Origin of the sequence: Pseudomonas sp. CVAP#3 (assembly GCF_018986375.1) — a bacterium.
In the GTDB taxonomy this organism is placed as follows: domain Bacteria; phylum Pseudomonadota; class Gammaproteobacteria; order Pseudomonadales; family Pseudomonadaceae; genus Aquipseudomonas; species Aquipseudomonas helvetica.
This window is the reverse complement of sequence record NZ_JAHMSC010000006.1, coordinates 113,755-125,731: the sequence shown is the minus strand read 5'-3', so window position 1 is coordinate 125,731 and position 11,977 is coordinate 113,755. Positions and strand designations below refer to the sequence as shown.

Sequence of the window (11,977 nt, the reverse complement as noted above, 5' to 3'; positions counted from 1 at the left end):
ATGCGAACCCATCAAGCCGACGCATACAACCAGCAACTCGCTGCCGACATTCAAGCGGCCATCGACGACCCTAGACCCAGCATTTCGCATGAAGACGCCATGGCGGAGATAGATGCAGAGATCCTGCACTCGTACGGGGATGGAGTGATAACAGCCGCCTACAACGCATGGTTCAGGGAGCAAGTACAAGCCAGCATCGACGATCTTCGGCCCAGCATTGAAGATGACGAAGCCAAGCGCTTTATGGCTGAACAACGAGACGTCCTACGTCGGCGGACAGACCGATAGACACGGCCTAACCAATCTTCGTCCCCGTCCTACAACCTCGTGCTCCTTGTCGGCTATCGCCAGCCGGCACACCACACCTATAGTCGTTAGCGTCGCTGCAAAATCAGCGACCGGGCTTGGTCACCCGGACGAGAGGCATACATTTCCCTTAAATAGAGGCGCTCCTCAATGACCACATTAAATCCGTTTGCAGACCGCTACCGTCCATTAAAAACCAACTTCACCGACACGCCGGTTCTGATCATCGACACAGAGGCCGACCCGCAAGACATCCTCGAAGCTGCCCTGCAACGCATCCGCGCCTCCAGCGACCTGCTCGAAACCTTGCACTGCCAATGCTTCAAACACGGCGACGTCAAAGACATCCCCCATATCACGCACGCCTTGTACCTGCTGAATCAAGATGGCTGCGACCTACTCCAGGTTGCCCAGCAACGCATGCTGAACTGGAAAGCGCCGTCCTGAAGTCCGAGTGAACAGATCGTTCCCACGTTCTGCGTGAGAACGATCGAACGCAAAGTGTTGAAAGCCGTCATCGAACACAGGAGATAACCGTGAACACGTTTTTTGATGAGCTGATGGAAAGCGTGCAGCAGATGGACGAGATCGTACGGGGTGAACGCCTACCTTCCCGCGAATTCCATGTTGACGCGTTGCAAATCAAAGAAACTCGTAAGCGTGGGAACGATCAACCGCGTAGCAAGGGCCTTCCACCCAAACCCTGCGCCCCATAACATTCCTGCATGCCTCAACCGGACTGTTAACCATGTACCTCGCCCCCAACTTCCCCGACGACCACGCCATGCAGTTACTCATGCAGCTGCTGCACGAAGAACTCGGCCTGCCCGAACGCAAAACCATCAGCCTCAGCACCTCGATCAATTTCGACCTCGGCTGCGACGGCTCAGACGCCCGGCACCTGATGGAAGCCCTGGAAGAACAGTTCGCCATCGACTTCGTCGACTACGACGCCTATCGCTACTTTCAGCCCGAAGGCTTCGACGTGTTTCTCAAACGCAGGGCCAAGGGACGCGGCGACAAAGTCCCGCTGACCATTGGCATGCTCTACCAGGCCATCAAGGCGCAACGCTGGGATACGCAGGAACTGGAAGGCAAGTCGAACACATAAGTGCCATTATTCTGGCCGTTTAGCGCCATTTCAGCTGGAATATTGATAGTTCTACCTCCGCTGACCTGGATTGCGCTCACAAAAAAGCCGCCCTTAAGGGCGGCTTTTTCTTACCTCAAACCACTACCGATAATTACAACTTCGGCCCAGCAGCCTTGATCGCGTCGCTCACTTCAAACTTCTTGAAGTTCTCGATGAACAGACCGGCCAACGCCTTGGCAGCTTCATCATAAGCAGCCTTGTCAGCCCAGGTATTACGTGGGTTCAACAGGCCAGTCTCAACGCCTGGCACAACCAATGGCACGTCGAGGTTGATGGTGTCGAGGTGTTCGGTGGCTGCACCGATCAACGCGCCGCTCTGGATCGCTGCGATCACGCCGCGAGTGGTCGGGATGTTGAAGCGTTTGCCAACGCCGTAGCCGCCGCCGGTCCAGCCGGTGTTGACCAGGTAGACCTTGGAGCCAAAGCCGCGGATGCGCTTGATCAGCAGCTCTGCGTATTCGCCAGCCGGACGCGGGAAGAACGGTGCGCCGAAGCAGGTGGAGAAGGTCGACTTGATGCCGCTGCCCGAACCCATTTCAGTCGAGCCCACCAGTGCGGTGTAGCCAGACAGGAAGTGGTAGGCCGCTTGTTCTTCATTGAGGATCGACACTGGCGGCAGTACGCCGGTCAGGTCGCAGGTCAGGAAGATCACTGCGTTTGGCTCGCCGCCCAGGTTCTTCTCGGAACGCTTGGCAACGTGCTCCAGCGGGTAGGCGGCGCGGCTGTTCTGGGTCAGGCTGACATCGGTGTAGTCGGCGTGTTTGGCGTCGTCGATAACAACGTTTTCCAGGACTGCGCCGTGCTTGATGGCTTTCCAGATGACTGGCTCGTTCTTCTCGGACAGGTCGATGCACTTGGCATAGCAACCGCCTTCGATGTTGAACACCACGCCCTCGCCCCAGCCGTGTTCGTCGTCACCGATCAGGTAACGGCTTTCGTCGGCGGACAGGGTGGTCTTGCCGGTGCCGGACAGACCGAAGAACAGGGTCACGTCGCCCTCTTCGCCGATGTTGGCGGCGCAGTGCATTGGCAACACGTCGGCGGCCGGCAGCAGGAAGTTCTGCACCGAGAACATGGCTTTCTTCATTTCACCGGCGTAGCGCATGCCGGCGAGCAGCACTTTCTTCTGCGCGAAGTTGATGATCACGCAGCCGTCGGAGTTGGTGCCGTCACGCTCTGGCACGCACTCGAAGTTGGCGACGTTCAGAACTTGCCACTCTTCACGACCAGCCGGGTTGTACTGGGCCGGGTTGATGAACAGGCAACGACCGAACAGATTCTGCCAGGCAGTCTGGGTGGTCATTTTCACGGCCAGGTAATGCTCTTCAGCCGAACCTACGTGCACGTGGGAAACGAAATGCTCTTGCGCGTTGTTGAACGCCTCAACACGAGCCCACAGGGCATCGAACTTGTCGGCCGGGAACTTGCGGTTGATCGGGCCCCAGGCGATGGCGGCCTGAGTGGTTGGCTCTTCAACAATGAAACGGTCGACTGGCGAACGACCGGTACGGTGACCAGTGCGAACGACCAGCGCGCCGGTATCGGCAAGCTCGCCCTCACCGCGACTCAGGGCTTCTTTAACCAGATCATCAACACTCAGATCGGTGTACACAGCATTATTGGCTTGCGTCATGAGGTTCCCCGTCGGCCAGTGGCCGAGTGCTCCAAACGTTTTGTAGTAGAAAGTCGCGCACTACTACCGCTAAAAAAGTGGGCCGGATTATGCCAGAAAAGCCCAAAAATAGTAGGGCCCTCCCGTCAGGACGGCGTTATTCCGGCGTTTACCAGTGAATTTACCTGCGCTGAAGCGTTTTAGTGACGGGTATCTGACGGCGTATCGACACCCGCTCCGGCGAACAATTGGGTGATATCGGCCGCATCGAACAGGTAGCGCTGGTTGCAGAACTGGCAGTCGATTTCGATGTGGCCACCGTGCTCGACGACCAGTGCCTGAGCATCTTCCTGACCCAGGCTGGACAGCGCGTTAGCAGAACGCTCACGCGAGCAACTGCAATGGAAGCGTAGTTTCTGCACATCAAACAGGCGCACCTGCTCTTCGTGGTAGAGACGATGCAAGATAGTTTCGTTGTCCAGGCTCAGCAACTCATCGGCGGTCAGGGTGCTGCCCAGCGCGGTGATGTGCCGCCAGCTGTCAGCGCGTTCTTCTTCGTCTTTCAGGCGGTCGGCCGGCAGTTGTTGCAGCAGCAGACCACGGGCGCGACGACCGTCGGCGTGCAACCAGAAGCGCGTGCCGACTTGCTGCGACATGACGAAATAGTTGGTGAAGCAGTCGGCCAGGGTCGCGCCGTCTAGGTCGACGATGCCCTGGTAACGCTGGCCCTGGATCGGGTCGACGGTGAGCGCCAGCACGCCGTCGGGCATCATGTCGGCCAAGGTCGCGTCAGCGGCGATCAGGTCTGCGTCGTAACGGGCCAGACCACGGATTTCACGCTCGCTGGAGCACTCGATCATCAACAGCGACACCGGGCCTTCGGAACGCGCCTGCAGGATCAGCAAGCCATCGAACTTCAAGGTGCCGACCAGCAGCGCCGCAGCCGCCATCAGCTCGCCGAGCAGTTGCGCGACCGGCTCCGGATAGGGATGTTTGGCGAGGACTTCGGCATAGCTACGCTCCAACGCCACCAGCTCGCCGCGAGTGTCGCTGTCATCGAAGATGAAGCGTTGGGTGAAGTCGGTATCCGGTAGATCAGTCATAGGTCTGGGTATCTGAAGTGAAGACTAAAGGATGACAAGGGCTGAGAGTCGCGCCTTGCGCACCGTTTCGGTGCATTAATATTGGCCATGGCAGGCATTTTATGAACAATCCGGGATTGTTCCAAGCAAGGTCGAACCGCGACGTAGTGATGCTCGCTAGTTTAGCCCCGTTAGCCTGTGGCGAGGGAGCTTGCTCCCGCTGGAGGCCGAAGGACTCCAAGACCCGGCCAACGCGGTGAGTTCAGGTACTACCCGGAAGCTGGGTTTACGGCTGCTTTGCCCGAGCGCGGACCGGCCGGCGGGAGCAAGCTCCCTCGCCACACAAGCGCGATTACTCGCCAGCGCCGCTGCCATGAAACTTGAACAGGTCCCGGCGCTGTTTCTTGCTCGGTTTGCCGTCGGTGCTGACGCCCAGGGCGCCGGCCTTGCGCTGGGCTGCGGCGTTTTCGCGTTTGGCGATGCTGGCTTCGGTCTCAATGTACAACGTCTGGGCCTCAGGGGCGCCACGACGGACGATCGAGAGTGCCTGGACCACCACGGTGCGCTCATCGAAACCGGCGCGAATCTGAAATTCGTCGCCAATCCTCGGCTCCTTGCCCGGTTTGCAACGCTCACCCCGGCAATGCACCTTGCCGCTTTCGATCGCTGCCTTGGCCAGCGCACGGGTTTTGTAGAAGCGCGCCGCCCACAACCACTTATCGAGACGGACTTTGTCGTCCTCTTCGTTTTTTTGTGCCATGGGTTTTCCTCATTCTGAAATATTTCTGAACTGTACTACCGTTTCTGTCGTGCCATGAATTTCACCGGTTCAGCATACAATGCGCGACGCTATCGGGCCTCGCTCGGCAGCCGAGAATCCGGGCCGTAGATATCTGTCGCCTTTTAACCTTTATTCTGCGTGAATACCGCAAACTCGGCCGCTTTGCGGTGCGAACGGTTCCTCACCGGTTGAGCACATTTGAAGACATTTGACCATTTGACCGTTGTGGGTCTGCGCGAGTGGGTGGCGCTCCCTGATTTGGGAGTCGCGGGCCTGCGGGCGAAGATCGACACCGGTGCCAGCACTTCCAGCCTGCATGCCACCGAAATCGAGCCGTTCGAGCGCGACGGGGAAACGTGGGTGCGTTTCAACGCGCACCTGGGCACGGTGGTGCAGTTGCGTCACCGCCGCTGCGAAGCGCCGCTGGTGACGATGAAAACCATTAAAAGCTCCAACGGCCAAGCGCAGGTGCGTTACGTGATCAGCACCACCCTGGCGCTCGGCGATCGGGTCTGGCGGGTACAGTTCACTCTCGCCTGCCGCAAGTCCATGCGTTATCGCCTGCTGCTCGGTTCCAAAGCCCTGATCGACGGCCAGTTGGTGGTCAATCCAGGCATTAAATACGTTCAAGACAAGCCGGTGTTTCCGGTATCCACTACCTCTTCCACAGGTGTTGCATGAAGATCGCTGTGCTGTCGCGGAACCCGCGTCTGTATTCCACTCGTCGTTTGGTTGAAGCCGGCACCGAACGCGGCCATGAGATGGTGGTGATCGATACCCTGCGCGCCTATATGAACATCGCCAGTCATAAGCCGCAGATCCACTACCGCGGCAAGCCGCTGGAAGGCTTTGACGCTGTGATCCCGCGGATCGGCGCTTCGGTGACTTTTTACGGCTGCGCGGTGTTGCGCCAGTTCGAAATGATGGGCGTGTTCCCACTCAACGAGTCGGTGGCCATCGCCCGCTCACGGGACAAACTGCGCTCACTGCAATTGCTTTCACGTCGCGGTATCGGTTTGCCGGTCACCGGTTTTGCTCACTCGCCGGACGACATTCCCGACCTGATCGAAATGGTCAACGGCGCACCACTGGTGATCAAGGTGCTGGAAGGTACTCAGGGCATCGGTGTGGTGATGTGTGAAACGGCGACGGCGGCGGAGTCGGTGATCGAGGCGTTCATGGGCCTCAAGCAGAACATCATGGTTCAGGAATACATCAAGGAAGCCGGCGGCGCGGACATTCGCTGTTTCGTGGTCGGCGACAAGGTGATCGCCGCAATGAAACGTCAGGCCAAGCCCGGCGAGTTCCGCTCCAACCTGCACCGTGGCGGCAGCGCCAGCCTGATCAAGATCACCCCCGAAGAGCGCATGACCGCGCTGCGTGCGGCCAAGGTCATGGGTTTGAGTGTGGCGGGCGTGGATATCCTGCGTTCCAACCACGGGCCGCTGGTGATGGAAGTGAACTCGTCGCCGGGCCTGGAAGGGATCGAAACCACCACTAGCAAGGACGTGGCGGGGATCATCATTCAGCACATCGAGAAGAACGGCGGGCCGAATATGACGCGGACCAAAGGAAAAGGCTAACGCTCGGCCAGCCCCATGGTGGCGAGGGAGCTTGCTCCCGCTGGAGGCCGAAGGACTCCCAAATGCAGCGGTTGTGCTGGATCAGGTTAAACACAATCGCTGGTTTTGCGGTTGCTGCGCAACCGAGCGGGAGCAAGCTCCCTCGCCACAAGGATCGCAACCAGCCGTTAGACAGCATCCCTTGGCAACATCAACCCAAGCGGCAACCGCACTCGCGCTTCCAGGCCGCCACCGGAGCGGTTGCGCAGTTCAACGTTGCCGCCATGCATCGACGCAATCCGCTTGACGATGGCCAGCCCTAGTCCGGTGCCCTTGCCGCCCCGCGCGCGGTCGCCACGGGTGAACGGGTTGAAGATCGCTTCCAGCTCTGACGGATCGATCCCGGCGCCACGGTCCATGACGCTCAGCACCACGTACGGCGCGCTGACATCTCCCGAGACATACGCCGCCACCTCAACGCCGCTACCGGCGTGGTGCAAGGCGTTGCCAATCAGGTTGTTCAAGAGACGTTTCATCGAGACCCGGCGCAACGGGAACGGCTGGATCGGCTCCAGGCGCAAGCGCACCCGCTCCTCGTTCTGGTTGTAAGGCGCCGCTACTTCGCGCACCAGATCACTCAGGTCGACTTCCTCGACCGACTCGTCCCGACCATCGCGAATGAACGCCAGGAACTGGTCGAGAATCGCGTCCATGTCTTCGATGTCACGCACCATGTCGTCGCTCAGGTCGCTGTGGTTGCCCATCAGCTCCAGCGACAGACGCAAGCGGGTCAACGGTGTGCGCAGGTCGTGCGATACCCCGGCGAGCATCAATTCACGCTCGCGACCGGCCTGCTCGACGTCTTCCGCCATCTGGTTGAATGCTCGATAGACCTCGGTCATTTCACTCGGCGTGTCGCTGATCGGCAGGCGCACGCTACGCCCCTGCCCCAGTTGCCGGGCGGCATCGACCAGCCGCTTGAGCGGTTGGTTGAGCTGGCTAACGAAAATCCACGCCGATGCGGTGGATAACAAGCCGATGGCGAGAAACCAGCCGAGTACGTTCCAGATTTTCTGGCCACGCAATGGATGCGGGTACAGCGGCACTTTCAACCAGCCGTCACCCAGGCTCGGGGCCCGAACCCAAAGCGCCGGCGGTGCGTGCATGCGCAATCGCACTTCGGTGTCGGCACCCAGTTCGGCCTGCATCTGTCGTTGGTAGATTTCGCTGTAGGGCCAATGCTGCTCACCCTCGGGAACACCGGCGCCCACCACACGAATCAGTGTCGCGGCATCGGCAATCTTCGCCCGGTTTTCTTCGTCCGCAGCCCAGTAGGCACGCAAGGTCAGCGCGACACCGTGACTGTATTGGCGATCTACCAGCACGTCCTCGTTCATCAACAGATAAACCAGGGTCAGCGCCTTGGAAAACAGCACGACGATCAGCACCAGCCAGAGGGTGCGAGAGAAGAAACTTTGGGGGAACCACACGGGGGTTTTCATAGACAACCGCTACATACTTTGCAGGAGCGAGCGAAGCTCGCAGAGTTGCGGATCGCGAATCAACCGGGTGACACGTTACCCGGCTGACCCGCTCCTACAAATCACCGATCACTTGGTCGCGGTGCCGTCCGGAACGAACACGTAACCCACGCCCCAGACCGTTTGAATGTAGCGTGGTTTTGATGGATCAGGCTCGATCATCCGGCGCAGACGGGAGATCTGGACGTCGATGGAACGCTCCAGGGCATCCCATTCGCGGCCACGGGCCAGGTTCATCAGCTTGTCGCGGGTCAGCGGTTGACGCGCATTCATCACCAACGCCTTGAGCACCGCGAATTCACCGGTGGTGAGCATGTGTACTTCGTCGCCGCGCTTGAGTTCGCGAGTCGCCAGCGACAATTCGTAATCACCGAAGGTCACGCTTTCGTCTTCGCTGCCCGGTGCGCCCGGCACCGGAGCCGACTGACGACGCAGGACGGCTTTGACGCGCGCCATCAGTTCGTCCGGGTTGAACGGCTTGGCCAGGTAATCGTCGGCGCCCAGTTCCAGGCCCTTGATACGGCTCAGCTCATCGCCCTTGGCGGTCAGCATGATGATCGGAATCTGATTGTTTGCGCCACGCAAACGACGGCACGCAGTCAGGCCGTCTTCGCCGGGCAACATCAGGTCGAGGACGACCAGGTTGAACACTTCACGCGCCAGCAAACGATCCATCTGTTCGGTGTTCGGTACGGCGCGGGCACGATAGCCCTTGCTGACGAAAAAACGTTCCAGCAGGCTGCTGAGCCCCGGATCGTCGTCAACGATAAGAATTTTTTCGCCTTCAGCAGTTTGTGCAGTGCTGCTCATTGGATGCTCCTTTGATCTCGGTGCGCATTATGGCGTAGCTGCCGTTATACGCACCGTGTGCATTGTTAGCAGATTTTTCCTCTACCGCCAGCGACATGGCCTTTATGCCTACAGCCTGCGATGCCCCCATCGGGCAGAACGGCGGTTATAATGCGCGGCCTTTTGTGTCGGGCAACGTCTGATCGTTACTGCCGGTGGCGGCTTTTTATTTTTCATCGCCTGGCAGTAATTGTTCGATTCCACGGGTCAATGGGATGCCTTTTGATCCAGGTAGCGGCGCTGGCCAGGCCGCTCAACCAGACTCGCCGGGCCTTATTCCCTGCGCCCGCGAGCCTGCTTTCACAATTTGTCAGGTGGTTTTATGGACAGCATCAACAGCCGCATCGCCGAGGAACTCGGTGTACGCCCACAACAGGTCGAAGCGGCCGTCGCGCTACTCGATGAAGGCTCCACGGTGCCCTTCATCGCCCGCTACCGGAAAGAAGTGACCGGCAGCCTCGATGACATCCAGTTACGGCATCTGGAAGAGCGTCTGCGCTACCTGCGAGAACTCGACGAACGGCGCATCAGCATCCTGGCCAGCATCGAAGAGCAAGGCAAGCTGACCCCGCAACTCGAGCGCGATATCAAACTCGCCGACACCAAGACCCGCCTCGAAGACTTGTACCTGCCGTACAAGCAGAAGCGCCGCACCAAGGGCCAGATTGCCCTGGAAGCCGGCCTCGGCGAACTGGCCGACGGCCTGTTCAACGACCCGAACCTGACGCCAGACACCGAAGCCGCACGCTTCGTCAACGCCGAAAAAGGCGTGGCGGATGTGAAAGCGGCCCTCGAAGGCGCCAAGTACATCCTCATGGAACGCTTCGCCGAAGACGCTAACCTGCTCGACAAACTGCGCAGTTACCTGAAGCAGGAAGCCACGCTCAGTGCCCGCGTGATCGCCGGCAAGGAAGAAGAAGGCGCCAAGTTCCGCGACTATTTCGAACACGACGAACCGCTGAAAAGCATGCCATCGCACCGCGCCCTGGCGATTTTCCGTGGCCGCAACGAAGGCATCCTCAGCTCCGCGCTGAAAGTCGGTGACGAGCTGCCGGGCACCATGCACCCGTGCGAGGGCATGATCGGTCAGCAATTCGGCATCGCCAACCAGAACCGCCCAGCCGACAAATGGCTCGGGGAAGTGGTGCGCTGGACCTGGAAGGTCAAGCTCTATACCCACCTGGAAACCGACCTGCTCGGTGAGCTGCGTGACGGCGCCGAGACCGAGGCGATCAACGTCTTCGCGCACAACCTGCACGACTTGCTGCTGGCCGCTCCTGCCGGCCCACGCGCCACGCTGGGCCTGGACCCGGGCCTGCGCACCGGTTGCAAGGTGGCGGTGGTCGACGCCACCGGCAAGCTGCTGGATCACGCCACGGTTTACCCGCACGTGCCGCACAACAAGTGGGACCAGACCATCGCCGTGCTCGCCGCCCTGTGCGCCAAGCACTCGGTGGACCTGATCGCCATCGGCAACGGCACTGCCAGCCGTGAAACCGACAAGCTCGCCGCGGACCTGATCAAAAAATACCCGGCGATGAAAATGACCAAGGTCATGGTCTCCGAAGCCGGTGCTTCGGTGTACTCGGCCTCGGAGTTGGCCTCCAAGGAATTCCCGGACCTCGACGTGTCGATCCGTGGCGCGGTGTCGATTGCCCGTCGCTTGCAGGACCCGCTGGCCGAGCTGGTGAAAATCGATCCGAAATCCATCGGTGTCGGCCAGTACCAGCACGACGTGTCGCAGTTGAAACTGGCGCGTGGCCTGGACGCGGTGGTCGAGGACTGCGTGAACGCCGTTGGCGTCGACGTGAACACCGCCTCCGTTGCGCTGCTGGCCCGCATTTCCGGCCTTAACGCGACCCTGGCGCAGAACATCGTGACCCACCGCGATGAAAACGGTGCGTTCAAAACCCGCGCTGCCTTGAAGAAAGTCGCCCGTCTCGGCGAAAAGACCTTCGAACAAGCCGCCGGCTTCCTGCGCGTGATGAACGGCGACAACCCGCTGGACTCCTCCGCCGTTCACCCGGAAGCCTATCCGCTGGTCCAGCGCATCGCAGCAGAAACCGACCGCGACATCCGCTCGCTGATCGGCGACGCCGCTTTCCTCAAGCGTCTCGATCCGAAGAAGTACACCGATGAAACCTTCGGTCTGCCAACGGTCACCGACATCCTGCAGGAACTGGAGAAGCCGGGCCGCGACCCGCGTCCAGAGTTCAAGACCGCCGAGTTCCAGGAAGGCGTCGAAGACCTCAAGGACTTGCAGCTGGGGATGATCCTCGAAGGTGTGGTGACCAACGTGACCAACTTCGGTGCTTTCGTCGATATCGGCGTGCATCAGGACGGTTTGGTGCATATCTCCGCGCTTTCGGAGAAATTCATCAAGGATCCGCGTGAAGCGGTGAAAGCCGGTGACGTGGTCAAGGTCAAGGTCATGGAAGTCGACATCCCGCGCAAACGCGTTGGTCTGTCGATGCGCATGAGCGACACCCCGGGTGAGAAAATCGACGGTGCGCGTGGCGCACGTCCGGGTTCGGCGCCGCGTCAGTCTTCGAGCACCGCGCCGCGTAAAGAAACCACGGCAGCAGCTCCGAGCAACAACGCCATGGCGTCGCTGTTCGCCAACGCCAAGCAGTTGAAGAAGCGCTGATGGAGGTCCCTGCGGGGTTGACCGAAAGCGCTTTTTTCAAGCTGCTGGGTTGCCGTTTGCACAGCCTTGATGTCGGGGTGGCGCAAGTCGCCATGACGCTTGAGCCGCAGCTGCGCAATCGCGGCGGCAAGCTGCACGGCGGGGCGCTGTTCAGTCTGGTGGACATTGCCATGGGGCTGGCCTGTTCCAGTTCTCATGGTTTTGACCAGCAGAGCGCGACCATCGAGTGCAAGATCAACTACATCCGCGCCGTGGCTGAAGGCGAGGTGATGTGCACGGCGCGGGTGATTCACCCGGGCCGGCGCACGCTGGTGGTCGAAGCCGATGTGATGCAAGGCGACAAACTGGTCGCAAAAGCACAAGGCACGTTCGCTGTCCTGTAGATGCGCGTCATCAATTTGAGTTAATTTCGGCGCTGCGAAAGCTGCGCCGACGTTTCTTCGT

At 59.9% G+C, this 11,977-nt stretch carries 12 protein-coding genes and 1 pseudogene; 8 read left to right on the top strand and 5 right to left on the bottom strand.

The features are described from left to right. The 4 genes and pseudogenes from KRR23_RS12830 (at position 1) to KRR23_RS12815 (ending at position 1,417) form a co-directional block, all read left to right on the top strand. On the top strand, positions 1-288 hold the full coding sequence (locus KRR23_RS12830) for a hypothetical protein (RefSeq protein ID WP_253912067.1): 288 nt from the start codon (positions 1-3) through the stop codon (positions 286-288). Between the two features lie 168 nt (positions 289-456). Continuing rightward, entirely contained in the window at positions 457-753 is a 297-nt protein-coding gene (locus tag KRR23_RS12825) for a hypothetical protein (RefSeq protein ID WP_216742794.1), read from the top strand. A gap of 89 nt (positions 754-842) precedes the next feature. Then, positions 843-965, top strand: a pseudogene (locus KRR23_RS12820) (transcriptional regulator); the annotation flags it as partial. Positions 966-1,054: 89 nt separating this feature from the next. After that, positions 1,055-1,417 carry a DUF1493 family protein gene (locus KRR23_RS12815; protein ID WP_216742793.1) on the top strand — a complete coding sequence of 121 codons (363 nt, stop codon included), beginning with the start codon at positions 1,055-1,057 and terminating at the stop codon, positions 1,415-1,417. 133 nt (positions 1,418-1,550) lie between these two features. On the opposite strand, the gene KRR23_RS12810 is transcribed toward KRR23_RS12815, so the two are convergent. From KRR23_RS12810 to KRR23_RS12800, 3 genes are all read right to left on the bottom strand, one after another. Further along, positions 1,551-3,092 carry a phosphoenolpyruvate carboxykinase gene (locus KRR23_RS12810; RefSeq protein WP_216742792.1) on the bottom strand — a complete coding sequence of 514 codons (1,542 nt, stop codon included), beginning with the start codon at positions 3,090-3,092 and terminating at the stop codon, positions 1,551-1,553. Between the two features lie 179 nt (positions 3,093-3,271). After that, the gene (gene hslO, locus KRR23_RS12805) at positions 3,272-4,174 is read right to left on the bottom strand and encodes an Hsp33 family molecular chaperone HslO (RefSeq protein WP_216742791.1); all 903 of its coding nucleotides are present in this window, start codon (positions 4,172-4,174) and stop codon (positions 3,272-3,274) included. A gap of 331 nt (positions 4,175-4,505) precedes the next feature. Further along, complete coding sequence (locus KRR23_RS12800) at positions 4,506-4,913, bottom strand: RNA-binding S4 domain-containing protein (RefSeq protein WP_216742790.1); 408 nt, start codon at positions 4,911-4,913, stop codon at positions 4,506-4,508. Between the two features lie 219 nt (positions 4,914-5,132). On the opposite strand from KRR23_RS12800, the gene KRR23_RS12795 reads away from it, so the two are divergent. Together KRR23_RS12795 and rimK are read left to right on the top strand one after the other, a co-directional pair. Next, the gene (locus tag KRR23_RS12795) at positions 5,133-5,615 is read left to right on the top strand and encodes an ATP-dependent zinc protease (protein WP_216742789.1); all 483 of its coding nucleotides are present in this window, start codon (positions 5,133-5,135) and stop codon (positions 5,613-5,615) included. Further along, positions 5,612-6,517, top strand: a complete 906-nt coding sequence (gene rimK, locus KRR23_RS12790) for a 30S ribosomal protein S6--L-glutamate ligase (RefSeq protein WP_054595097.1) — start codon at positions 5,612-5,614, stop codon at positions 6,515-6,517. The genes KRR23_RS12795 and rimK overlap by 4 nt, the downstream gene beginning before the upstream one ends. A gap of 167 nt (positions 6,518-6,684) precedes the next feature. Here rimK and KRR23_RS12785 read toward each other — a convergent pair whose 3' ends face one another. Together KRR23_RS12785 and ompR are read right to left on the bottom strand one after the other, a co-directional pair. After that, the gene (locus KRR23_RS12785) at positions 6,685-7,998 is read right to left on the bottom strand and encodes an ATP-binding protein (protein WP_054595096.1); all 1,314 of its coding nucleotides are present in this window, start codon (positions 7,996-7,998) and stop codon (positions 6,685-6,687) included. 108 nt (positions 7,999-8,106) lie between these two features. Continuing rightward, positions 8,107-8,847 carry a two-component system response regulator OmpR gene (gene ompR / locus KRR23_RS12780; protein WP_054595095.1) on the bottom strand — a complete coding sequence of 247 codons (741 nt, stop codon included), beginning with the start codon at positions 8,845-8,847 and terminating at the stop codon, positions 8,107-8,109. 361 nt (positions 8,848-9,208) lie between these two features. Here ompR and KRR23_RS12775 point away from each other — a divergent pair, with 361 nt between their 5' ends. Both KRR23_RS12775 and KRR23_RS12770 read left to right on the top strand, forming a co-directional pair. Further along, entirely contained in the window at positions 9,209-11,533 is a 2,325-nt protein-coding gene (locus KRR23_RS12775; protein WP_216742788.1) for a Tex family protein, read from the top strand. Continuing rightward, a complete protein-coding gene (locus KRR23_RS12770) occupies positions 11,533-11,916 on the top strand; it encodes a PaaI family thioesterase (protein WP_216742787.1) in 384 nt (127 codons plus the stop codon). The genes KRR23_RS12775 and KRR23_RS12770 overlap by 1 nt, the downstream gene beginning before the upstream one ends. Positions 11,917-11,977 lie beyond the last annotated feature (61 nt).

Bases quoted from the DNA above. Each gene is read 5' to 3' on its own strand.
- KRR23_RS12830 (WP_253912067.1), top strand. From the start codon at position 1: ATGCGAACCCATCAAGCCGACGCATACAACCAGCAACTCGCTGCCGAC.
- KRR23_RS12775 (WP_216742788.1), top strand. From the start codon at position 9,209: ATGGACAGCATCAACAGCCGCATCGCCGAGGAACTCGGTGTACGCCCA.
- ompR (WP_054595095.1), bottom strand. From the start codon at position 8,847: ATGAGCAGCACTGCACAAACTGCTGAAGGCGAAAAAATTCTTATCGTT.
- KRR23_RS12825 (WP_216742794.1), top strand. From the start codon at position 457: ATGACCACATTAAATCCGTTTGCAGACCGCTACCGTCCATTAAAAACC.
- KRR23_RS12770 (WP_216742787.1), top strand. From the start codon at position 11,533: ATGGAGGTCCCTGCGGGGTTGACCGAAAGCGCTTTTTTCAAGCTGCTG.
- hslO (WP_216742791.1), bottom strand. From the start codon at position 4,174: ATGACTGATCTACCGGATACCGACTTCACCCAACGCTTCATCTTCGAT.
- KRR23_RS12810 (WP_216742792.1), bottom strand. From the start codon at position 3,092: ATGACGCAAGCCAATAATGCTGTGTACACCGATCTGAGTGTTGATGAT.
- rimK (WP_054595097.1), top strand. From the start codon at position 5,612: ATGAAGATCGCTGTGCTGTCGCGGAACCCGCGTCTGTATTCCACTCGT.
- KRR23_RS12785 (WP_054595096.1), bottom strand. From the start codon at position 7,998: ATGAAAACCCCCGTGTGGTTCCCCCAAAGTTTCTTCTCTCGCACCCTC.
- KRR23_RS12815 (WP_216742793.1), top strand. From the start codon at position 1,055: ATGTACCTCGCCCCCAACTTCCCCGACGACCACGCCATGCAGTTACTC.
- KRR23_RS12800 (WP_216742790.1), bottom strand. From the start codon at position 4,913: ATGGCACAAAAAAACGAAGAGGACGACAAAGTCCGTCTCGATAAGTGG.